The organism is Actinotalea alkalitolerans, from assembly GCF_023369855.1.
Taxonomy (GTDB): Bacteria; Actinomycetota; Actinomycetes; order Actinomycetales; family Cellulomonadaceae; genus Actinotalea.
Genome location: NZ_JAMBPP010000018.1, coordinates 32,355 through 54,454, shown reverse-complemented (window position 1 = coordinate 54,454; position 22,100 = coordinate 32,355). Strand labels below are relative to the sequence as shown.

Below are 22,100 nucleotides of genomic sequence, written 5' to 3'. Positions count from 1 at the left end.
TGCATCAATTGGTCGCAGGACCGACACCACGAAGTACGATCACGGCAACGACGGCGGCTCCCATCGCAACGAGTGCCAGACCTGCAGCCACAAACACAACATCGCCGGTCAACGCCAACAAGCCGGCTGCGCCGAGAGCACTGACGGCCGCCAGCACCCGGATCGAGAGAAGACGCCGCCCCTGACCAAGGAGGCGGAATCCGGCGCCCGCCGCATGGAGCCATGCAAGTGCTGCGTACTCCAGCGCCATCAGCGGCAGCACTCGCTGCGCGTACGGCCACGTCTCACCGAGCAGAGCGGTCCCCACGGAGGAAGGCAATACGAGGGCGATCACTCCTATGGAGAGTGCGAGCAAACTGATCGACAAACCCCACCATCGCAGCCTTCTCCAAGCCTCGCGACCATCGTGAGCGGCACCCCCTCGCGCAAGCTCCGGGATGACGACAAGTGGCAGTGCGGACATCAGGAGGCTCAGGGGCCCGATGATCGTCCCCGCGCCACGGAGCGCCGCGGTGGCGCTCAGACCGAGTATGGCCGTGACCACAGCAAGCACAGCCACACTGTTCAGAGCGGAGACGACTCCTTCGAGCCCGAAGGACGACCGTTCTGCCCGCCCGTCGGCCATCCACTCGCGGAGTCCTCGCCACCGTGGTGGCAGCGGCACGGTCGTGGCGAGGACGAGGAGCGCCGCTGCTGCTGAGGACACCCACAGGAGGCTGATGTGGAACGGTGAAACCTGAGTGGAGAGAGCGGTTAGCACAACCGCTGCAACGCTTCCCACACACCACAGGCCGTCGGACAGGACTGCCGAACCCGCCCTCCCAGACGCGACTGAGTAGTAGCGAAGCACGTCTTGCCAGATGATGAATGGCGGTGCAAGTGCAAGCACCCAGACCGCTGGGGCGGCACCGATCGCGTAGCACACAAGGATCGCAACCAGCGAGACAGTCAAACCGAGAAGGATGCCGGTCGCGACGGCAAAGCGCCCTTCCACCACCAATCTCCGGTGGTCGCCACCAAGACGCACGAGGTGCACTCCCAAGAAGCCGCGCGTGAGGCTTAGGAGCGTCGTCAGGATCAGGAAGATCAGAGCAAGCCGGCCGAACTGTTCCACACCACTGCTTCGTGCGAAGGCAACGAGAACCAGGGCGTTGCTGGCGCTCGAGAGACCTTGGTCGACCAGTCCAAGGATCACGCGCCGACGACTACGCGCCATCGCGTCTACCGAGTGTGGTCAGAAACTGCGCGAATCGATCTGGTTTCGCAGAGTTGCTGATGTCCAGGGCGTCCCTCCACTGCTGCGCAGCGATTCGTCCCGCCATCGACGGGTCGCTGACCAGGCGCATCAGGACTTGGCGGAACGACTCCACGTCGTCGACCCTGAACAGAGCTTGGGGCGGAGCCAGTTCCGGGATGCCGCCCACGGCGGAGCCCATACAGCACAGTCCTCGCGCCATGGCTTCGACCATCGCTCGAGGTAGGCCCTCCGTTCGAGAGGGCATGACGAAGAAGTCCGCCGCGTCGAGCGTGGCGTTCAATGACGTACGGTCAGATACGAAGCCCAGGAACCTCACCCGATCCTCGACGCCGAGCTGCTGAGCGAGCGCCACCAGCTGAGCTTGGCACGAGCCCTCTCCCACCAGATCCAGGGTCACCGAGAGCCCCGTCCCCTTCAGTGGCATCAGGCTCCTGATCAAGAAGTCGTGGCCCTTCGCGAGCGACTCCTGCGACCCAACTGCGACCAAACGGACGGTGCTGTCGGGTCCGACATGGTCATAGGTGCGGGCCGCGTGGGTGAAGGACTCGGGCCCAAGTCGCACGTTGCTCGCACTGATGCTTGGCACGGTCGATCGAGGGGGGTAGAGCGCCTGCAACGTACGGCGAGTGACGTAGGCCGTCGCCGAGGAGCGGGCAACCATCCATCTGACAGCACGACGCAGCAGCCAGGTCCCTGCGGGTGCCGCCCGCCCGAAGTGCTCGCGGACAGCCGTCACGTCGGCCACGACGTTCGAGACGACCACCGCCCGTGCGAGCTTCGCGCGGAACCACAGGAGGACGCCAATGAACTCCGGGAGCCTGACCACCACGATGTCACCGCGTGAGATGGGAACGCGAATGAGCTGCGCCACAGTTGCGAGCACCCGTCGTACGGCGCTCAGCTTCTTGTCGTCGCCGTACAACGGGATGACCGTGAGGCGTGGATGCGCCAGATCCCCAACCGCCCTGTCGCTGGTCGGCTCGGCGACGCGTGCGACAAGGCGGCACTCCAGCCCGGTCAGGAGGTATCGCTCAAGGCTGTCGACACTTACTGTCGGATGAGTCGAAACGAACCGGCTCTCCTCGCGTTCGATCACTCGCACGTCCGTCGCCACGATGAGCGTCGATTCATGGGGGCTGGAATGCATTCACGCCTCCGGGAGGGGGTCGAGGGAGCATCAGTGGATGCGCTGAGCTCTCGTGGACTCACTAGAGGCGGTTGACCCCACCACCCCAGGGAAGCGCAGCCCTGGTGTCGAGCAGCAGCGAGCCTTCCGCGGCCAGCCGCTCGAGGTCGTAGTGGCGGTGGGCCTGCAGGAGGATCGCGGCATCCGCCTCGCACGCGGCCCGGTACGGATCCTCGACGCTGGACAAGCTCGCCGCGCCTGCTCGCGGAGACCACTGCGGGACGAACGGGTCGTGATAGCTGATTTCAGCGCCCCACGACGCGAGCCGCTGGGCGAGCGGCACAGCCGGACTCTCGCGGCAGTCGGAGATGTCCGGCTTGTAGGTGACTCCCAGCAGGAGCACCTTCGAGCCGTTCACCGACTTTCGGTTGTCGTTGAGCGCCTGCCACAACCGGTCGGCGACGTACAGGGGCGCCGCAGCGTTGATCTCCTCGGCGAGCTCGACCATCCGGAACGCGTACCCGAGCTGGGCCTTGACGCGGTGACTCAGGTACGACGGGTCGACGGGGATGCAGTGGCCGCCGACCCCCGGACCGGGACGGAACGCCATGAACCCGAAGGGCTTGGTCGCTGCGCAGTCGATCGCGTCCCAGAGATCGATGTCCAGCTCGTGGGAGAACCGGACCATCTCGTTGACCAGGGCGATGTTGACGTGGCGGAACGTGTTCTCGATGAGCTTGGCCATCTCGGCCTCCTTGGCACCCTTCGCCTCCACGACGACGTCGACGAACACGGAGTAGAAGTCCTTCGCCGCACGCGTGCACGCCGGGGTGAGGCCACCGACCACCTTGGGCGTGTTCTGCACGCCGAAGGTCGCGTTGCCCGGGTCGATCCGCTCGGGAGAGAACGCCACGTGGATGTCCCGGCCGATCTCGAGGTCACCGCTCACCAGAGGCGCGAAGGCCTCTTCGGTGGTGCCCGGATACGTCGTCGACTCCAGGACGACGAGTGCCCCGTGCCTGATGTGCTGACCGATGGTCCGCGCCGCCGACTCGACCGGGCGCAGATCCGGGCCCCCATCGACACTGAGCGGAGTGGGGACGCACACGACGACGACGTCTGCATCGGCGATGCAGGTCGGGTCGCTCGATGCGGTGTAGCCCGCGGCAAGCCCCTCAGCCAGCTCCTCGTTGGAGACGTCGTCGATGTGCGAGCGTCCGACACCGAGCTCACGAACGATCCGCTCGTTCGTGTCGAGACCGACGACGACGAATCCCTTCTCGGCGGCGCGCAGCGCCATGGGGAGGCCTACGTAGCCCTGGCCGATGACAACGAGCTTCTTCACCGTGACGCCTCCATCCAGGCCAACGTCTCGGTGAGCCCTCGGTCCAGGGTCACTGGCGCGATGTCAGGGAAGAGCGAGCGCAACGTGGCGTTGTCCGCCTGTGAGTGGCTGACGTCCCCGGGCCGCGGCTCACGGTGCTCGACCTCGACCGGCCTGCCCGAGACGTCGCGCAGCGTGTCGACGAGCGAGGTGAGCGTCGTGTTGGTCCCGAAGGCGAGGTTGACCGGCTCGGGGTGGGTGACGCGGCGCGTCGCCGCATCTACGAGGACCTGGCAGACAGTGCGCACGTAGGTGAAGTCCCGCGAGTTCGACCCGTCGCCGTTGATCGGCAGCGGGACTCCTCGGAGCATCGCGTCGATGAAGACCGGGATCACCGCCGCGTACACGTGACCTGCACGCTGTCCCGGCCCATAGACGTTGAAGAACCGGAAGGCCAGGGTCCGCATGCCGAAGGACTGCTGATAGGCCAGGACGTACTGCTCAGCGGCGAGCTTCGAGACGGCGTAGGGGCTCATGGGGCGCACCCACTCACGCTCGCCCTTGGGCAAGGCGGGGTTCATCCCGTAGACCGAGCTGGAGGACGACACCGCGATGTGCTCGACACCCGCATCCCGGCTCTCTTCCAGAACGGTGAGCGTTCCGGTGGCGTTCGCCATGTGGCTCGCCATCGGGTCCTTGATGCTACGCGGGACGCTGCCGAGTGCCGCGAGGTGGACAACCGTGTCGACTCCGGTGAGCGCGTCGCGAACACACCGACGATCAAGAACTGATCCTTCGACGAACCTGGCGCGGGTGCCGTCGAGGTTGGCCCGATGGCCCGTCGAGAGGTCGTCGAGCACCGTGACGTCGATGTTCTCCGCCTCCGCGGCCTTGGTCAGGTTTGAGCCGATGAATCCGGCTCCTCCCGTGATCAACAGGCGCATGCGGTTCCTCTCATCTGCGGTGTGGCGTTCGCCGCCTTCGCCACTGTAGTTGGCGCCGGCCGCACCAACGGATGACCTCCGGCAGGGAGGAGGCCGCCACCGGACCATGGAAGATGGGCATTCCGGACAACTGCACAGAATGGTGCTCGGCGCATCGGGGTCCCGGACCGGGCGTGAGAACATACCCGAGGTCGGTTGCGGCCACGACGCCGCACGGAGCAGGAGCATGCAGTGGAACTTCACGACTACCTGGCAGTCCTACGCAAGCGTTGGGTCTCGATCCTCCTAGTCGCGCTTCTCGTCGTGGCGTCGGCGATCACTGTGACACTGCTCGCCACCCCCACCTACCAGGCCAGGTCGCAGGTCTTCGTCTCGGTGCGCACCGGAGGGACCACGGCGGACCTCGTCCAGGGCAGCAACTTCACCCAGCGCCAGGTCAAGTCCTACACGGATCTGGTCACCAGTCCTCGCGTGCTGATGCCGGTCATCGATGAGCTTGGCCTGACGGACTCTCCCGAGGGGCTCGGCCGCTCGATCGCTGCGAGCTCCCCCTTGGACACAGTGCTGATCAACATCTCGGTCACTCGCGAGGATCCCGAGGAGGCGCGTGACGTCGCCAACGCGGTGGCGATCAGCCTGGCAACCCAGGTCACCGAGCTCGAGCAGCCGGCCGACGGCCAGCCCTCCCCTGTCCAGATCAACACCGTGCGTGAGGCGACGGTGCCCCTCGACCCGGCGAGCCCCAACCCCCAGCGCAACGTCGCGCTCGGACTCGTCCTCGGTCTCGCACTGGGGTTCGGGATCGCCTTGCTCCGTGAGATCTTGGACACCAAGGTCCGGTCCGACGACGACGTCAAGCACGTGACCGATACCTCTGTCATCGCCACCGTCGGCTACGACGAAGACGCCCCGAAACATCCGCTCATCGTCCAGACGAACCCTCACAGCCTGCGTGCGGAGGCCTTCCGCCGGTTGCGGACCAACCTCCAGTTCCTCGACATCGCCGACCGGCCGCACTCCATCGTCGTGACCTCTGCGCTACCCGGAGAGGGCAAGTCGACAACCTCCATCAACCTCGCGATCACGCTCGCCGACTCCGGATCACGCGTGATCCTGGTCGACGCCGACCTGCGTCGACCGTCCGTCGCCGAGTACATGAGCATCGAGGGCGAGGTCGGGCTGACGACGGTGCTCATCGGACGCGCCAGCGTCCAGGACGTCGTCCAGCCCTGGGGCAACGGGTTGCTGCACGTCCTGCCGTCCGGCCAGATCCCACCGAACCCCAGCGAGCTGCTCGGCTCCCGGTCCATGGCGAACCTGCTCGCCGACCTGACCCGCCAGTACGACATCGTGCTGCTCGACACCCCACCCCTGCTGCCGGTGACCGACGCAGCCATCCTGGCCAAGCTCGCGGGGGGTGCACTCGTGGTCGTCGGCTCCGGCAAGCTCCACCGAGCACAGCTCGGGGACGCCATCGGCTCCCTCGAGACGGTCGGCGCCAGGGTGCTCGGCATCGTGCTCAACGGCCTGTCGCGCAAGCACGGCGAGAACTACACGTACTACGACTACTCGCCGACGAGCACAAGCACCGGTATGACGAAGAAGGCGAACCGAAAGAGGGCTGGTCGGCGGCGCTCCGCGTCGTCCGCCGCGATCCCGGACACGACACCTCAGCGCCACGGTCGCACTCCGCCACGGCGCACGACCACGCGGGTCGCCGCGAGGGACTCCCAGGTCAGCTCCTTCGACGACCTCCTCGGCTCCCCGGAGGGCACCGGGGCCACCACCTGGCCAGGCCGACCGATCATCGGCGGGCACGACTCCCAGCAGCCCTGACCGTGGAGCCCTGCCGACGACCGTCCGCCGACCCGACAGGAGCCACCTCATGACCGCTCATCACCTCCGAGTCCTCGTGGTGTGCACCGGCAACATCTGCCGGTCGCCCGCTGTCGAGCGGCTGCTGACCCAGGCTCTCGGTCCGGACTCAGGGGTCGAGGTCACCAGCGCAGGGGTCGGAGCGATGGTCGGCGCCCCCATGCCCCGAGAGATGGCAGAGCTCGTCGGGGCGGCGGGCGCCGCGACCGAGGAGTTCGCCGCCCGCCAGCTCACCGAGGGGCTGCTGCGCGAGGCCGACCTGGTCATCGGGCTCACCCGCTCGCACAGGTCCCGCATCGTCGAGCTGTACCCGGGCGCCGTACGCCGCACCTTCACGCTGCGCGAGCTCGCCCGGCTGGCCGCAGCGATCGATCCAGACGAGATCCCCTCGGGCACCCCGGCCGCGCGCCTCGCCGCACTGGCCCCGATCGCGGCGTCGCAGCGTGGTCTGCACGCACGTCCCGCAGGTGAGGACGACGTCGTCGACCCCTGGGGAGGGGACAAGTCGCTGTACCGCGAGTCCTTCGATCAGCTCCGTCCGGCGGTTGACGTCATCGCCGCCGTCGCGCGCGGCTGAGCACTCAGGGCGCCACCGACGGCAGCGAGTCGACCGCGTCGGGGTTCTGCTCGAGGAACGTGCCGAGGTCGTCCTGGGCGACCGCAGCCATCAGGTCGTCGAAGGCGGGCTGGTCGAGGATCACGATGCTCTGCCCGTCCGCACTGGTGCCCGTCCCCTGGATCGGGACGGTGAAGAAGCCGATGTCGGCCGAGCGCAGGTTGCGGACCTGACCGATCAGGTCCTGCATGACGTCCATGGTGAGGCCCTCGTCCACCGCGACGGAGCTGGTCACCGCATCCAGGAACGGCACCCAGCGCGTCGGGTTCTGCACGGTCTGCTCGCTCAGCACCTTCTGGAAGATCGCCCGCATCCAGGCCTGCTGCCGCTGCACCCGGTCGAAGTCACCGCGGGCCAGGGTCTTGCGCTCCCGGACATAGGTCAGCGCCTGCTCACCGTCGAGGGTCTGGATCCCCGCGGGTACCAGGACAGTCCGTCGGTCGCGCGCCAGGAGGTCGTTCTTCAGGGTGAGCTGCACCCCGCCCAGGGAGTCCGTGATCGACGTGAACGACTCGAAGTCGGTCACCGCGAAGTGGTCGATCCGTACGTTGGTGAGCTGCTCGAAGGTCTGGATCAGCAGGCTCGGGCCGCCGTAGGAGAACGCCGCGTTCATCTTCGCCTGGCCGTGCCCCGGGATGTCCACCCAGGAGTCACGCGGGATGGACATCGCGTACGCCGACTCCCGGTCCGCCGGGAGGTGCACCAGCATCATCACGTCGGTGCGCTGACCACCGCGCTCCCACTGGCTCGGGTCCCCCGCGGAGATCCGGCTGTCGGTGCCCACCACCAGGATGTTCATCGGTGTCCGGTCGGACGCCGCACCAGGCTCCGCAGAGGCCACCGGCGGACGCGTCGGCAACGACTCGAACGGGTCCGCGATCCGCTCGACGTTGCGGTCCAGGTTGTTCCGCAGGACGAGCGCCGCCGTGAGACCCCCGAGCACCAGCACACCGATCAACGAGAGCGCCGTCACCAGCACCCAGCGATCACGGAGGCGGCGACGGGGTCGCTCCTCGCGCGGCACGTCCTGGAAGAGATCTACGTCGTCTACGTGGTCCGGCACGGAGAACACGCTAGGGCACCCGGACAACCCGCCTGGCGTGCTCCGCCGGTCGAGGCGTGAGGATTCTGGGCCACTGGTGAAGGTTCCATGGTCACCGAGCCCTGACTCCCGAACCAACCGTTCGCCATACCTACACAAATCGGGCACGAGCCCCCACACTGGATCGGTGAGCCGCGACCTCCACCTCAACGTCCTCGTCGTCTGCACCGGGAACATCTGCCGGTCGCCGGCCGCCGAGCGACTGCTCGAGGCGGAGATCGGCCCGGGCGCCGACGTCTCGGTGGCCAGCGCCGGGACGCGCGCCGTGGTCGGCGCGCCGATCACCGCGCACATGGCCACGCTGATGGACTTCGCCGGCCTGCCGACCGAGGGCTTCGCCGCGCGGCAGGTCACCGCGGGGATGCTCCGGGAGGCCGGGCTGGTGCTGACCATGACCCGGGAGCACCGCGCTGACGTCGTCAACCTGCACCCCCCGGCCGTCCGCCGGACCTTCACCCTGCGCGAGCTCGCACGCCTCACGGCGGCCGTCGACCTCGCTGACCTGCCCGAGGCCACACCCGCCGAACGTCTGAGCGCGCTGATCCCGTTGGCCGCGGCGCGACGGCGCTCGTTGGCCGACGTCACCGCGGACGACATCGAGGATCCCTACGGCGGCACCTTCAGCCAGTACGAGGCGACCTTCGACCAGCTGCGCACCCGCGCCCGCGTCATCGCCGGGGCCGCCGCCCCGAGCCAGTGGCGCGGGCTGCACGCCATGGGTGGACTGGCTGGCCGGTCCCCCACCCCGGGCGGTCGCCCTCAGGGGTAGCAGCGTGGGACGAGACGGTCGACGTCCCGTGCCGGCGATCGCCCCTGCCCGGTGACGGCGATCGTCCCTGCCCCGTGACGGCGATCGCCCCTGGGGATGACGGCCCGATGTCAGCGGCTGCTCGTACACTTGTTCGAACGGAGGACAAGGGCGAGGAGGGTGACCGTGGCAGACGCCGACGGGCTGCAGCAGCAGATCGCGTCCCTCCACGCCGCCACCAGCGCCCTGATGTCTGCCGACGTCGACGGCATCGACGCTCTGCTGGCGGGATCCCTCCACACCACGCTGCGAGCCGTCGCCGACCAGGCACAGCTGCTCGCCGCCCGTCTGCTGCACCGGGTCGAGGCGGACGGGCGGTGGGAGGCCTCCGGTGCGCGCACCTTCCCCCAGTGGGCAGCTCGGCAACGTTCGATGTCGGTCGGTGCCGCTCGTCAGGAAGCAGCGCTCGGACGGGCGCTGGACGCGGACCTCACCTCGACCGGCAGAGCCGTCGCCGACGGCCAGATCACCCTCGAGCACGCCCAGGTGCTGGCCAGACTCGCCCCGACGTCCGACGCACGTCGGGCCGCCCTTCGGAGCGACAGGGCCGACCGCAACGAGACGTACCTGCTCGACAGGGCTCGCCGCACCGGGGTCGACGAGTACCGGCGTGAGGTCCGGCGCTGGGCGATCCGGGTGGACGCCGAGGCGGCCGAGGCCGAGCACGAGCGAGCCCAGGCCAAGGAGTACCTGACGTTCTCCCGTCGTGAGGACGGCGTGACGTTCCAGGGGTTCTTGACGCTCGAGCACGGCACCGCACTGCAGACGGCGTTACGAGCCATCACCGGTGTTCCCGCGGCCGACGACACCCGCAGCGCCGACGAGCGGAACGCGACCGCGCTGGCCGGGCTCGCTCGGGTCGTCCTGGACCAAGGCCTCGCGGGGGGCGGAGCACAGGTGCGTCCGCACCTGTCGGTCCACGTCCCGTGGGAGACGTTCCAGGCGCTCGAGGGCAACGCCGGTCCATCGGCTGAGCAGGGGGCAGGCCTGGCGCCTGCCGAGCTCGAGGACGGCGAGCCGATCACGCCAGGTCTCCTGGCCCGGCTCGCGTGCGACAGCGAGGTCACCCGGATCGTCTTCGGCCCGACCGGCAGCGTGCTGGACGTCGGCCGCGCGCACCGCACGTACTCGGGGCAGCTACGCCGGGCCGTGGTGGCCCGCGACCGTTCGTGCCGCTACCCCGGGTGCTCGGCTCCGCCGCGCCTGGGCGAGATCCACCACGTCGAACCCTGGAACGTTGGCGGGCGCACCTCGGTGGCCAACGGAATCCTCCTGTGCTGGCATCACCACGACCTCGTGCATCGGCGACATCTGGTGATCCACCGGTCCGAGACCGGCTGGACAGTCCGAAGGCCCGGCGACGAGGTGACGTACTCCGCAGGCACCGCGACGTGGCCGGGCGCCCCGCCTGCCAGAGGCACGCCCCGAGCAGGCGAACGGACGAGCGACCACGGACGGCAGGTGGTGCTCGCACACTGAGTCACGGGCGATCGGTCACCGGTCCCGCCAAGGGTGCACGTTGGGCGCGGCGCGGGGTGGGGTGGCTCGGCTCTGCTCTGCTCGGCCAGAGGTGGCTCAGCCCGGGTGGCTGGCTCGGCTCGGGTGGCTCGGGTGGCTGGCTCGGCTCGGGTGGGTAGCTCGGCTCGGGTGGCTCGGCTCGGCTCGCAGGATGCCGTCGCCCCAGGCAGGGTGGAGACGTACGCAGGTGGACCGACCGTGACGATCGAGGACGCCGATGACACCAGCTGACGGCGAGGCGCCGACCCGTTCCCCCGCGGGTGGGGCGGCTGCCGCCGCCAAGGGGTCCGGATGGCTGCTGATGTACCTGCTCGTCGGGGTCACCCCGCTCGTGGTCGCGGTCACGGCCAACCCTCCACCCGGGCGAGGCTTCTGGCTCGAGCTGTCGGTGGGGCTCGGCTTCGTGGGCCTGTCCCTGCTCGGTCTGCAGTTCGCGACGGTGAGCCGGTTCTCGGCCGTGACCGCGCCCTACGGTCTGGACGTGGTGCTGAACTACCACCGGATGATCTCCTTCGTGGCGCTCGGGTTCGTCCTCGCGCACCCCGCGATCATCGTCATCCAGGACCCTGCGCTCGCCGAGATCCTCAACCCCGTCACCGCTGACTGGACCGCGCGCTTCGGGCAGACCTCGATCCTCGCGCTCGTCGCCCTGATCGTGACCTCGGTGTGGCGCACCCGGTTCCGGTTGCCCTACGAGGCGTGGCGGGTGCTGCACGGCGCGCTCGCCGTCACCGTCGTGGTCAGTGCCCTGATCCACATCGAACGGGTCGGGTACTACGTCGACGGCTTCTGGAAGCGCGGGCTGTGGATCCTCATGTCGGCGGTCTTCGTCGCACTGCTCGTCAACGTCTACCTCGTGCAACCGTGGCGGTTGCGCCGGCGACGATGGGAGATCGTCTCGGTCGAGGCCGAGCGCGGTGGGGTGTGGACACTCACCCTGCGACCCCTCGGGCACGAGGGCGTCCGGTTCTCCCCCGGACAGTTCGCCTGGCTCACGATCGACCGCAGCCCCTTCGCCGTGCGTGAGCACCCGTTCTCGTTCTCCTCGTCGGCCGACGAGCACGGGACCGTGACGTTCGCGATCAAGGAGGCCGGGGACTTCACCTCCACGGTCGGCCGGCTCCGGCCCGGGACCCGCGCCTACCTCGACGGCCCGTACGGGGTCTTCAGCTACGAACGCAACGAGGGCCCGCGGTTCGTCTTCGTCGCCGGAGGCATCGGCATCTCACCCGTCCTGAGCATGCTGCGCACCCTGGCCGACCGTGGGGACCGGCGACCCTGCCTGCTGCTCTACGCCAACGAGAGCTGGCAGGACGTGGCGTACCGAGACGAGCTCACCGACCTCGAGGAACGCCTGCACCTCACCGTGGTGCACGTGCTCGCCGAGCCGCACGACGGCTGGACGGGTGAGAGCGGCCTCATCGACGGCGCCGTGCTGGACCGCCACCTCGGCGACCACCCCGAGCGCGCACGCTACTTCCTCTGCGGGCCGGTGCCCATGATGGACGGTGTCCAGGCGGCGCTGCTCGCACGTGGCGTGCCGGCCGGCCACCTCGACCTCGAGCTGTTCGACCTCGTCTGAGACCAGCGACAACTGACACGACCGACGACCGACGCCCCCGAGGAGCTGCACCGTGCGCCACCAGTACACCCTGCGGGCCGTCGTCGCGGTCACCGTCCTGCTGCTCGTCGCGTGCGTCGTCTTCGCTCTCGTGGCGCTCCAGAACCCCGGCTGAGGGCACCGCGCCCTCAGTGGTGACCGTGGACCCGCATCCGCGGCGGCCGTCCGTCCGGGTCGAGCACCGCCCCGTACGGCAGTGCGCTCACCCACCGCTGCCATCCGGCGGGTACCTCGGCCACGTGCCGACGGAGCCTGCCGGGAGGCCGAGGGCCGACGCGCCCACCGGAGTGCCAGGCGTCCAGGGCCGCAGCGCTGCGGCGCACCAGCTCGACCGCCTCGGACGGATCGAGCAGGTCGTCGTCGGAGTCACGGTCCAGGTGCTCGCGCCACAGCTCGAGCCGCAGGGAGCGGGCGAAGACCCGGGCGCCGTCGCCCAGGCCCGCGGGGTCGACCGGCGCGCGGCCGTCGCGCTCGTCGTCCAGCACGGCGGCCGTGAGCTCGGAGTCATGGGTCCAGGACCGCCGGTTGAAGTTGTCGCTGCCCACCGTGGCCCACACGTCGTCGACCACGCACACCTTGGCGTGGACGTAGACCGGCTCACCCAGGTGGTTCTCGACGTCGAGCACCTGGACCCGGTCGCCCCCCGCCGCGAGCACCATCTCCAGCGCCTGGGCGTGACCCAGGCGTGCGGCTGATCGCCCCAGACGCCCTTCCTGGTCCGGGTACCGCGGGACCACCACGACCAGGTGCAGCCCGGGCTCGCGGTCCAGCGCGTCGGCGAAGACCCTCGCCACGTCGGTCGACCACAGGTACTGGTCCTCGACGTAGACCAGGCTCCGGGCCCGCCGCAGAGCCTTGGCGTAGCCGCGGGCGACGCTCCGCTCGCCGTCGGGGGCGAACGGGTAGCCGGGCCACCGGTTGGGGTAGGTGCGCAGCAGCTGGACGGCGCAGGTCCCGGCCGCGGGCGGGTCGGGCATCGGTGCGGGCAGCTCGCCGGCGTCACGGTCCAGGCGTCGGACGAGGTCGGGCAGCACGTGCCACGGCAGACGGGAGAGCGCAGCCGGGTCCTCCCACCGTTCCCGGAAGACGTCCTCGACGTCACGCACCACCGGGCCCTGGAGCTCGATCTGGACGTCGTGCCACGCCGTGGTGTCGCCGTACCACCGGGAGTACCCCACGGACTGCGGGTCACCACGGTGATCGGCGTCGTCACGCCTGCCGTGGGCGGGGTCGATCCCGCCCAGGAACGCGATGTCGTCGCCCGCAGCGCCGGGGTGGCGCAGGACGAAGAACTTCTGGTGGTGGCTGCCGAACGGTCGGACCCGCTGGTCGAGCAGCACCTCGCCACCCACGTCGTTGACGTCCTGGGAGAGGTTCCGGTTCTGCTCGCCCGAGAAGCGCAACCGGTCCAGGTGCGAGCGCCACAGCAGGCCCTTGACGGAGGCACCACGCTGCGCGGCACCCGCGAGGACCTGGGACACCGTGGGGCCCTCGTCCGCCACCCGCTCGTCGGGGTCACCGCGCCAGTCGGCGAACATCACCAGGTCGCCCTGACCGACCCGTGCGAGACGTCCGGCGAGTGCCGCGAAGTAGGAGCTGCCGTGCACCAGCGCCCTGACCCTGTTTCCCTGGGTCCACGGGCGCAGCCGGGTCGCGTCGTTGCCCCGCTGCGAGGCGGTGAGGAACCAGTCGTGCGCCTCCTCGCCGCTCTGCGAGGCCGGGACGTCGAGCAGGGTGGGCGCAGTCAGCCGGTGGCCGTCGCGCCGCAGGGGGATCGGGATTCGGGGCACCAGCCCAAACTCCCACACCCGCGCACCCGCCGCCGTGGTTCAGGCGGGTTGCGTCACCAGGGCCACGACGCGGTCCGCGTGCGCCTCGAAGCGGTCGACGTCGTGGCGGTGGTGCCCTGCCGCGGCGAACGCCGACCGGAGCAGCCTCACGTGGCCCACCAGGTGGGTCCTGACCGACACCGACCGGGCGTGCTCGCCCGTCCGCCGGACCAGCTCGAGGGTCGCGTGCATCACCGACGGCGCCCCGACCGCGTACCACCGCATGCTGTCCAGCACCTGGTCGAGCAGGCTCTCCAGCTCGACGCGCGGCGCATGCACCCGCAGCGCACCGTCCTCGTCGTACCGCTCAGGTGCGGGAACCTTCCGCTGCGCCAGAACGGCGAGCCCGGTGGACAGGTCGTCGAGGGCGTTCTGCGCCGTGTAGGGATCGTTGGTTCCCGGTGAGAGCGCGCGGACCGCCATCTCGGTGAGCTGCTGCACCGCGAACTCGACGTCCTGGTACGGGCTGCGGGCGTCCCCCACCACGAAGCACCGGCCCAACGCCGCCCGGACCTGGTCGTCCGCACGGCCGGGCGGGTGGACGAGGACCACCGCGGTGTCCTCGAGGACGTACTGGCCGGGCCGGACCTGCAGGGCCAGCACCAGGTCGTTCTTCCGCGCGACGGACATCAACCGCTCGTCCTCGACGTACTGGAGGTACCCGGGACCGTCGGCATGCACCGCGACACCCTCGCGTGCCACGTGGTCGGGCAGGCCGTCTCGGGACCCGTGCGCATCGCCCGGCGGGCGGCTGCGGCCGACGTCGGCCGGGTACAGCCGCTCGACCGCCGCATGCAGGTCCCCGCGGACGCCTGCGGCCAACGTCCAGATCTGGATCGAGTCGCTGATGTGGTGGATGAAGTAGATCAGCACACCCACGTTCACGACCGCGAAGACGACCGCCGCGTTCACGGCGAGGTGCGGGACGAAGACCTCGGCCTCCTGGTCACCGGGGTCGCCGGGCACTCGGATGGCACGCAGGACCAGGAGGCTGTAGAGGAAGGTCGCGACGTACACGCCGAGCACGGCCTGGTTCCCGCGGTCGGCCATGAAGTTACGGACCAGTCGCGGTCCGTACGACGACGACGTCAGCGCCAGCACCGCCATCGTGATGGAGAAGGTCGTCCCTGCGACCGCGAGGCTCGACGAGGCGATCGCCCCGAGGACGTCACGGCTGCCGCTCTCCCCCACCCGGTACAGCACGATCTCGGCCCACGCGGGGATCGCCGCACCGACGATGCGCTGGTCGACCGCGACGAGCACCTCGGCGAGGACGAACGCACCGACGCACAGCACGGCAGGGATGAACCAGAACCGCTCACTCACCCGCTGGAGGAGGTTCACCTGGCCCACCCTGCCAGGCCGGCAGGGGTGCGGCGACACGACCGGCCCCGGCGACACGGGCCTCGACGTCGTCCCCCTCCCGGACCCGCCCTACCCTGGCAGGGTGACGGCGCCCCTGGACCCCGACGACCCCGCGTCGAGCCCGGTGACGAGCCCGGTGTCGAGCCCGGTGGGGACGTCGATCCGGCACGAGGTGAGCCGCCCGTGAGCACCCTTCGCCGCGGGCGCCGGCCCGGACCGTCGGACAGCCGTGAGGCCCTGCTGGGCGCCGCACGGGACGTCTTCGCCGAGCGGGGTTACGACGCCGCGACCACGCGCGAGATCGCCGCGCGGGCAGGCGTCGACGCGGCGATGATCCGTCACCACTTCGGCTCCAAGAGCGTCCTGTTCATGGAATCGGTCCGCGCACCGGTCGACCTGGCCGACCTGCTGCGCGACGTCGTCGCCGGACCCGTCGAGGACCTCGCCGAAGGGACGCTGCGCACCGTGCTGCGGTTGTGGGACTCACCGATGTCCTCGGCGATCCTCGCGGTGGTGCGCACGGCGACCCAGCACGAGTGGGGTGCCAGGCTCGCCAAGGAGTTCGTGCTGGCCCGCGGGGTGCGTCCCGTGGTCAACCGGGTCGAGCCCGACCCGGTGCTCGCAGAGACGCGCAGCGCCCTGGTCGCGACCCAGATCGGGGGCCTCGTGCTGGCCCGCTACGTGCTGGCGATGGAACCGTTGGCGTCCGCGACGCACGACGAGGTCGTCGCGGCGATCGCCCCGACGCTGCAGCGGTACCTGACCGGACCGGTGGCACCGATGACAGGCCAGGACCACGGCTGAGGGCGCTCAGCCCTGCAGGGTCAGCCCCTGCTCGACCAGCGCGGCCGCCAGGGCGGTCCGGGTGCGCGGGCCGACGACGCCGTCGACGGCGAGACCACGGGCGGCCTGGAAGACGCGGACCGCCGCCTGGGTCCGGGGGCCGTCGATACCGTCGGCGGTCCCCGGGTCGTAGCCGAGCATGGCCAGCGCCCGCTGGACCTCACGCAGGCTCCCGAGCTGGACGGGGCTGCCACCGCTGCTGCTGCTGCCACCGCCGCCTCCGCCTTCGCCTCCTCCTCCGCCTCCTCCTCCGCCGCGGCCGCCGCCACCTCCGCCACCGCTGCTTCCCCCGGCGCCGACCGACGGCGGGGTGCCGTCCTGGGCGAAGGTGATGCTCACCGGTGCCGACGAGCCCGCGGTCGCCAGGAAGTGCTGGTAGAGGTCGACGCCCTGGTAGCGGCCGTTCGGCGCGCCGCCGATGATCTCGACGAGCGCCAGGTGCAGGTGGGGTGCGTTGCCGTAGGGCATGACCTCCCCGAGCACCTCGCCCCGCGTGATCCGGGTCCCGGCGGCCACGTGCGAGGGCACCGCGGTGAGGTGGGTGTAGAAGCCGCCCATCCTGTCGTTGGGCGACCGCATGAACAGCTGCGCGCCGAAGACCCGGCCGCTGTCCTTGGCCGGGTCGTGGGGGTGGTAGCGGGTGATGTGGGCGTCGAACGCCGCGTGCACCACGGTTCCGGGGGTCGCGCCGAGATCCATCCCGTACTGGATGTACCAGTCCGGCGGTTGGTGACCGCCCGTGTTGGGGCCGCCGTGGCCCCGGGTGAACCCCTCACGGAACGGGTGGGACATGTCGATGCTGAAAGCGCTCACGGGTGCGTTCCCCTCCCTCGACGACGCAACAGCTCCCTCGGCGACGCTGCGACGGGACACGTGTGCGCACGGTCACCGGTGCTCCCACGCTCGGTCCCCGTCGCAGCGCCGTCAAGGACGGCACGAGCGGACCCGGGGGCTGCGTCCGCTGCCCGAACCGTCGCCCCGACGGGCTGCCCGGACGGCCCCCGGGTACCGCGCGGAGCGGCGGGCCTGCTGGTGGTGTGTCACCGTGGCAGACGACGGCACCACACCTGGTAGACGTCGGCGACGCCGGAGGAGGCCCCATGCCGAACCGCTTGGCAGCGAGCACGAGCCCGTACCTCCAGCAGCACGCCGACAACCCGGTCGACTGGTACGAGTGGGGCGACGAGGCGTTCGCCGAGGCCCGCCGCCGTGACGTGCCGCTGCTGGTCTCGACCGGGTACGCGGCATGCCACTGGTGCCACGTGATGGCCCACGAGTCCTTCGAGGACGAGGCCGTCGCCGCCTTCATGAACGAGCACTTCGTCAACGTCAAGGTCGACCGCGAGGAACGCCCGGACGTGGACGCCGTCTACATGGAGGCCACGCAGGCCATGACCGGCCAGGGCGGCTGGCCGATGACGGTCTTCGCGACCCCCGAGGGCGAACCGTTCTACTGCGGCACCTACTTCCCCCCGGTCCCGGTCCAGGGCATGGCCTCCTTCGCTCAGGTGCTCCAGGCGATGGCGTCGGCCTGGAGCACGCAGCGGGGGGACGTCACAGCCAGCGCCACGCAGATCCGCGAGGCCCTGGCCCAGCGGGTGCCGCAGACCCTGCCCGACGAGGACGTCGTCGGGCAGCCCGCCGTGGACCGGGCGCTGGTCGAGATCCGGCGCTCCTACGACGCCGCTCACGGGGGCTTCGGCGGTGCACCCAAGTTCCCGCCGTCGATGGTGCTGGAGTGGCTGCTGCGTCACCACGCCCGCACCGGTGACGCCCAGGCCCTGAGGATGGCCGAGCACACCCTGGGCTCGATGGCGCGCGGCGGACTCTACGACCAGCTGCGCGGCGGGTTCGCGCGGTACTCCGTAGACCCGCACTGGGTGGTCCCCCACTTCGAGAAGATGCTCTACGACAACGCGCTGCTGCTGCGGACGTGCACCACCTGGTGGCGCGCCACGGGCGCCGAGCTCGCCCACCGCGTGGTCGGCGAGACCGCCGACTGGCTGCTCGCCGAGCTGCTCACCCCGCAGGGCGGTCTCGCCTCGGCGCTGGACGCCGACAGCGAGGGGCGCGAGGGCGCGTTCTACGTGTGGACGCCCGCCCAGCTCCTCGCGGCGCTCGGACCCGAGGACGGCCCGTGGGCCGCACGGCTCTGGGACGTCACGCCCGAGGGCACCTTCGAGCACGGGTCCTCGGTGCTCCAGCTCCTCGCGGACCCCGACCCGCACGAGGTCGCCCGCTACGTCGGGGTCCGCGACCAGCTCCTCGCGGCCCGCGAGGAGCGGCCCCGCCCGGCCCCCGGCGGGGGGGGGGGCGCGCCGGGGGGGGGGCGGGCGGGCCCCCCCCCCGCCCGGGGCGGGGGGCGGCGGGGCCCCGCCCCCGTGGGGGGGGGCCCCCCCCCCCCCCCCGCGGGCCCGGGGGGGCCCGGCCCCGCCCGGCCCGCGACGACAAGGTCGTCGCGTCGTGGAACGGCCTGGCGATCGCAGCCCTGGCCGAGGCCGGGGCGCTGCTGGACCGGCGTGAGTGGGTCGATGCCGCCCGCACCGCCGCCGAGCTGCTGGTCGAGGTGCACCTGAGCGACGTCGACGGCACCGCACGCCTGGTGCGGACCTCACGCGACGGCGTGGCGGGCACCGCCCCGGGCGTGCTCGAGGACTACGCACACGTCGCGGACGGCTTCCTCGCCCTGTACAAGGTGACCGGGGAGCAGGTCTGGGTCTCCCGCGCGGGCCGCCTGCTCGACTCGGTGCTCGAGCGGTTCCGGGACGGCGTCGACGGGTTCTTCGACACGGCGTCCGACCAGACCGACCCGGTCCTGGCGCGCATCCGCCGCCCGCGGGACGTCGCGGACGGGCCGACGCCCTCCGGTCAGGCAGCAGCAGCCGGGGCCCTGCTCACCTACGCGGCGCTCACGGGGTCGCGCGAGCACCGTGAGGTCGCCCGGCGGGCGCTGACCGAGCCGTTGCTGATCTCCTCCCGTCACCCGCGGGCCGCCGGATGGGCCCTGGCCGTCGCGGAGGCAGCGCTGGACGGCCCCCGGGAGGTCGCCGTCGTCGGACCCGTCGACGACCCGGCCACCCAGGCCCTGCGTCGCACCACCTGGGCCACGACGGCCCCGGGGGTCGTGCTGGCGGTCGGGACCGGCGACGAGCCTGCCGGGTCACCGGTGGCCCTGCTGGCCGACCGGCCGATGAGCGGCGGTCGTCCCACCGCCTACGTGTGCCGCGGCTTCGTGTGCGACCGTCCCACGACCGACCCCGTCGAGCTCGCGGCGCAGCTCACGCCCTGAGGGTCGGTCCAGCAGGCGCTCGGGCTCAGTCCCGTTCGTGGTCGATACCGGTCCGGCCTGGTGCGGCGAGCTCCTCGAGCACGACCCACAGCTCGTCCGGGATCGGCGTCGCAGCCAGGGCGAGGGTCTGCTCGACACGCTCGGGCCGCGACATCCCCACGATCGTCGAGGCGATCCGGGGCTCACGCAGCGAGAACTGCAGCGCCGCGGCGGCCAGCGGGACGTCGTGATCGGCGCAGGCCCGCTCCATCGCCAGCACGCGGTCCACGGTGGCCTGCCCGGCGTCGCGGTAGCAGTAGCGCGGGAAGGCCACGGGCCCCTTGACGAGCATGCCGCCGCCGTAGGGGGCGCCGTTGACCATGGCGACCCCCGCGGCAGCCGCCTGGTCCATCAGGGGTGAGGCCGACTGGTCGACCAGCGTGTACCTGTTGTGGCTGATGACGGCCTGGAACACCCCCAGGGACACGAAACGCTGCATGAGGTCGATCGGTCCGCCGGCCACCCCGATGTGCTCGATCAGGCCCTCCTGCTGCATCTCGACCACGGCCTCGACCACGCCACCGGGCCCGGTGGCCTCGTCGAAGTCGATGATCTCCGGGTCGTGCACGTAGACCAGCTGCAGGTGGTCGACCCCGAGCCGCTCGAGGCTCTCCTGGACCGAGGTGCGCGCACGGGCGCCGGAGAAGTCACCCGACCCGCGGACCGGGTCGACCTTGGTCGCCAGCACGAAGCCGTCGGGAAGGCCTCCGGCCTCGCGCAGCGCCAGACCGATCCGCCGCTCGGCGTCGCCGTAGTTGTTCGAGGTGTCGATGAAGGTGACCGGCCCCTCCAGGACCCGCAGCACCGTGCTGACCGCCTCCTCGACGGTCACCTCACCGCCGTACAGCCCGATGTTGCCCAGCGGGCTCGTGCCCAGGCAGACCGGTGAGACGGACAGTCCGGTGGATCCCAGGGGGCGTCGTCGCATGGATCGACCGTAGCCGAGACCACCGGGGCCACCTCCGGGAGGCCCGGGGCACGTCGGTCGCCGCAGTTCTCACAGCGACCGTCGAGCGGGCGTGCGGTGACTGTTCCGTAGAGGTAACACCCGGGGACCACCGGGGGAAACACCGCGTCCCTACCGTCGACGTCAACGAGCCAGGCGTGCGAGCCGGCCGCCACCCCGCACTGCACCGTCGACGCAGGAGGCACCGAGATGACGGCACCGACCCTCACCCAGACCGACCCGGACGGCCCGCACGGGCCCGCAGCGCCCGCACCGGAGCAGACCCTCGCACCGGTCTCGCGGCCCGGTCGCTGGATCGACCACTGGGACCCCGAGGACCCGTCCTTCTGGAAGAACGGGGGGCGCCGGGTCGCGCAGCGCAACCTCTGGCCCTCGATCTTCGCCGAGTTCCTCGGGTTCGCCGTCTGGGCGTCGTGGAGCATCGTCGTGCCGCAGCTCGCGACCGCCGGCTTCGCGCTGACCATCGACCAGCAGTTCTGGCTGATCGCCGTGCCCAGCCTGGTGGGGGCGACCCTGCGGATCCCGTACACCTTCGCCGTGCCGCTCTTCGGCGGGCGCAACTGGACGATCATCTCGGCCCTGCTCCTGCTGCTGCCCGCGAGCGCCCTGGCCTTCGTGGTGACCCGTCCCGACACCTCGTTCGCGATGCTGCTGGTCGTCGCCGCGCTCGCGGGCCTGGGCGGCGGGAACTTCGCCTCGTCGATGGCGAACATCTCGTTCTTCTACCCCGAGCGGGAGAAGGGCAAGGCCCTGGGCCTGAACGCCGCGGGAGGCAACCTCGGCACCGCCGCGGTCCAGTTCGCCGTCCCGCTGGTCATCGTCGGTGCGGCCGGGCTGCACCTCGAGCGTGCCGGGGTGATGTTCATCCCGCTCATCGTGCTGGCCGCCTACCTGGCCTGGCGGCGGATGGACAACCTGTCGGGTGCGAGGGCCGACTACCGCGCCTTCGGTGCGGCGACGTCCAACCGCCACACCTGGATCATCTCGTTCCTGTACATCGGCACCTTCGGCTCGTTCATCGGCTACTCCGGGGCGTTCCCGACCCTGCTGCGCAACCAGTTCCCCGAGGTGACCCTCAGCATCGCCTTCCTGGGGGCGCTCGTCGGCTCCCTGGCCCGCCCGGCCGGCGGGATCCTGGCCGACCGGTGGGGTGGGGCCCGCGTGACGATCGCCTCGTTCGCGATCATGGCGACGGGGGCCGTCGGCGCGGTGCTCGCCCTGGAGCAGGCGAGCTTCGGCCTCTTCCTCGGCTCCTTCCTGCTGCTCTTCGTCGCGACGGGCATCGGCAACGGCGCGACCTACCGGATGATCCCGGCCGTGTTCCAGGTCGGTGCGACGACCCCCGAGCGGGCCGCGGTGGCCCGGAAGGCAGCGGCCGGCTGCATCGGCATCGCCGGGGCGATCGGCGCCTTCGGCGGCTTCCTCATCCCGCGCGGCTTCGCGATCTCCAACGAGCTCGCCGGGAGCCTGCAGCCCGCCCTGCTCGGCTTCGTCGGGATGTACCTGGTGATGGGCTTCACCACCTGGGCCGTGTACCAACGGCGAGGCTCGGCGATCAGCGCCGCGGGGATCTGAG

General features: G+C 70.8%; 17 protein-coding genes and 1 pseudogene. 9 read left to right on the top strand and 9 right to left on the bottom strand.

Annotated features, from left to right (window positions below; all coding sequences use genetic code 11):
• Positions 1 to 4: 4 nt before the first annotated feature.
• The 4 genes from M1R94_RS18050 to M1R94_RS18035 all read right to left on the bottom strand — a co-directional run bounded on the left by M1R94_RS18050 (position 5) and on the right by M1R94_RS18035 (position 4,652).
• Positions 5 to 1,195, bottom strand: coding sequence for an MATE family efflux transporter (locus M1R94_RS18050; RefSeq protein ID WP_249383125.1), 1,191 nt, complete (start codon positions 1,193 to 1,195; stop codon positions 5 to 7).
• 10 nt (positions 1,196 to 1,205) lie between these two features.
• Entirely contained in the window at positions 1,206 to 2,405 is a 1,200-nt protein-coding gene (locus M1R94_RS18045; protein ID WP_249383124.1) for a glycosyltransferase, read from the bottom strand.
• Positions 2,406 to 2,466: 61 nt separating this feature from the next.
• On the bottom strand, positions 2,467 to 3,729 hold the full coding sequence (locus M1R94_RS18040) for a nucleotide sugar dehydrogenase (RefSeq protein ID WP_249383123.1): 1,263 nt from the start codon (positions 3,727 to 3,729) through the stop codon (positions 2,467 to 2,469).
• Entirely contained in the window at positions 3,726 to 4,652 is a 927-nt protein-coding gene (locus M1R94_RS18035) for an NAD-dependent epimerase/dehydratase family protein (RefSeq protein WP_249383122.1), read from the bottom strand. The genes M1R94_RS18040 and M1R94_RS18035 overlap by 4 nt, the downstream gene beginning before the upstream one ends.
• 231 nt (positions 4,653 to 4,883) lie before the next feature.
• Here M1R94_RS18035 and M1R94_RS18030 point away from each other — a divergent pair, with 231 nt between their 5' ends.
• The gene (locus M1R94_RS18030) at positions 4,884 to 6,488 is read left to right on the top strand and encodes a tyrosine-protein kinase domain-containing protein (RefSeq protein WP_249383121.1); all 1,605 of its coding nucleotides are present in this window, start codon (positions 4,884 to 4,886) and stop codon (positions 6,486 to 6,488) included.
• Between the two features lie 49 nt (positions 6,489 to 6,537).
• Positions 6,538 to 7,104: an arsenate reductase/protein-tyrosine-phosphatase family protein gene (locus M1R94_RS18025; RefSeq protein WP_249383120.1), complete on the top strand. Its 567-nt coding sequence runs from the start codon at positions 6,538 to 6,540 to the stop codon at positions 7,102 to 7,104.
• A gap of 4 nt (positions 7,105 to 7,108) precedes the next feature.
• Here M1R94_RS18025 and M1R94_RS18020 read toward each other — a convergent pair whose 3' ends face one another.
• Entirely contained in the window at positions 7,109 to 8,206 is a 1,098-nt protein-coding gene (locus M1R94_RS18020; RefSeq protein WP_249383119.1) for an LCP family protein, read from the bottom strand.
• A 166-nt stretch (positions 8,207 to 8,372) separates the two neighbouring features.
• Between M1R94_RS18020 and M1R94_RS18015 the strand changes: the two genes are divergently transcribed.
• From M1R94_RS18015 to M1R94_RS18005, 3 genes are all read left to right on the top strand, one after another.
• On the top strand, positions 8,373 to 9,014 hold the full coding sequence (locus M1R94_RS18015; protein ID WP_249383118.1) for an arsenate reductase/protein-tyrosine-phosphatase family protein: 642 nt from the start codon (positions 8,373 to 8,375) through the stop codon (positions 9,012 to 9,014).
• 165 nt (positions 9,015 to 9,179) lie between these two features.
• Positions 9,180 to 10,532 (top strand): HNH endonuclease signature motif containing protein, encoded by a 1,353-nt coding sequence (locus M1R94_RS18010; protein WP_249383117.1) that lies wholly within the window; start codon positions 9,180 to 9,182, stop codon positions 10,530 to 10,532.
• 256 nt (positions 10,533 to 10,788) lie between these two features.
• A complete protein-coding gene (locus M1R94_RS18005; RefSeq protein WP_249383116.1) occupies positions 10,789 to 12,153 on the top strand; it encodes a ferredoxin reductase family protein in 1,365 nt (454 codons plus the stop codon).
• A 167-nt stretch (positions 12,154 to 12,320) separates the two neighbouring features.
• Here M1R94_RS18005 and M1R94_RS18000 read toward each other — a convergent pair whose 3' ends face one another.
• Positions 12,321 to 13,982, bottom strand: coding sequence for a phospholipase D family protein (locus M1R94_RS18000; RefSeq protein WP_249383115.1), 1,662 nt, complete (start codon positions 13,980 to 13,982; stop codon positions 12,321 to 12,323).
• Positions 13,983 to 14,021: 39 nt separating this feature from the next.
• A complete protein-coding gene (locus M1R94_RS17995; RefSeq protein WP_249383114.1) occupies positions 14,022 to 15,365 on the bottom strand; it encodes a DUF2254 domain-containing protein in 1,344 nt (447 codons plus the stop codon).
• 204 nt (positions 15,366 to 15,569) lie between these two features.
• On the opposite strand from M1R94_RS17995, the gene M1R94_RS17990 reads away from it, so the two are divergent.
• Positions 15,570 to 16,190, top strand: a complete 621-nt coding sequence (locus M1R94_RS17990) for a TetR/AcrR family transcriptional regulator (RefSeq protein ID WP_249383113.1) — start codon at positions 15,570 to 15,572, stop codon at positions 16,188 to 16,190.
• Between the two features lie 6 nt (positions 16,191 to 16,196).
• On the opposite strand, the gene M1R94_RS17985 is transcribed toward M1R94_RS17990, so the two are convergent.
• On the bottom strand, positions 16,197 to 17,042 hold the full coding sequence (locus tag M1R94_RS17985; protein ID WP_249383112.1) for a peptidoglycan-binding protein: 846 nt from the start codon (positions 17,040 to 17,042) through the stop codon (positions 16,197 to 16,199).
• Positions 17,043 to 17,329: 287 nt separating this feature from the next.
• Between M1R94_RS17985 and M1R94_RS17980 the strand changes: the two are divergent.
• Together M1R94_RS17980 and M1R94_RS21005 are read left to right on the top strand one after the other, a co-directional pair.
• A pseudogene (locus M1R94_RS17980) lies at positions 17,330 to 18,753 on the top strand (thioredoxin domain-containing protein); the annotation flags it as partial.
• Between the two features lie 42 nt (positions 18,754 to 18,795).
• A complete protein-coding gene (locus tag M1R94_RS21005) occupies positions 18,796 to 19,518 on the top strand; it encodes a YyaL domain-containing protein (RefSeq protein ID WP_249383111.1) in 723 nt (240 codons plus the stop codon).
• A 25-nt stretch (positions 19,519 to 19,543) separates the two neighbouring features.
• On the opposite strand, the gene M1R94_RS17970 is transcribed toward M1R94_RS21005, so the two are convergent.
• The gene (locus M1R94_RS17970; RefSeq protein ID WP_249383110.1) at positions 19,544 to 20,485 is read right to left on the bottom strand and encodes an aldo/keto reductase; all 942 of its coding nucleotides are present in this window, start codon (positions 20,483 to 20,485) and stop codon (positions 19,544 to 19,546) included.
• Between the two features lie 228 nt (positions 20,486 to 20,713).
• On the opposite strand from M1R94_RS17970, the gene M1R94_RS17965 reads away from it, so the two are divergent.
• Positions 20,714 to 22,099: an MFS transporter gene (locus tag M1R94_RS17965; RefSeq protein WP_249383109.1), complete on the top strand. Its 1,386-nt coding sequence runs from the start codon at positions 20,714 to 20,716 to the stop codon at positions 22,097 to 22,099.
• Position 22,100 lies beyond the last annotated feature (1 nt).

What these genes read in the sequence shown, in the direction of transcription:
- M1R94_RS18045 (WP_249383124.1), bottom strand. Translation starts at nt 2,405, where the DNA reads ATGCATTCCAGCCCCCATGAATCGACGCTCATCGTGGCGACGGACGTG.
- M1R94_RS18035 (WP_249383122.1), bottom strand. Translation starts at nt 4,652, where the DNA reads ATGCGCCTGTTGATCACGGGAGGAGCCGGATTCATCGGCTCAAACCTG.
- M1R94_RS18025 (WP_249383120.1), top strand. Translation starts at nt 6,538, where the DNA reads ATGACCGCTCATCACCTCCGAGTCCTCGTGGTGTGCACCGGCAACATC.
- M1R94_RS18005 (WP_249383116.1), top strand. Translation starts at nt 10,789, where the DNA reads ATGACACCAGCTGACGGCGAGGCGCCGACCCGTTCCCCCGCGGGTGGG.
- M1R94_RS17970 (WP_249383110.1), bottom strand. Translation starts at nt 20,485, where the DNA reads ATGCGACGACGCCCCCTGGGATCCACCGGACTGTCCGTCTCACCGGTC.
- M1R94_RS17965 (WP_249383109.1), top strand. Translation starts at nt 20,714, where the DNA reads ATGACGGCACCGACCCTCACCCAGACCGACCCGGACGGCCCGCACGGG.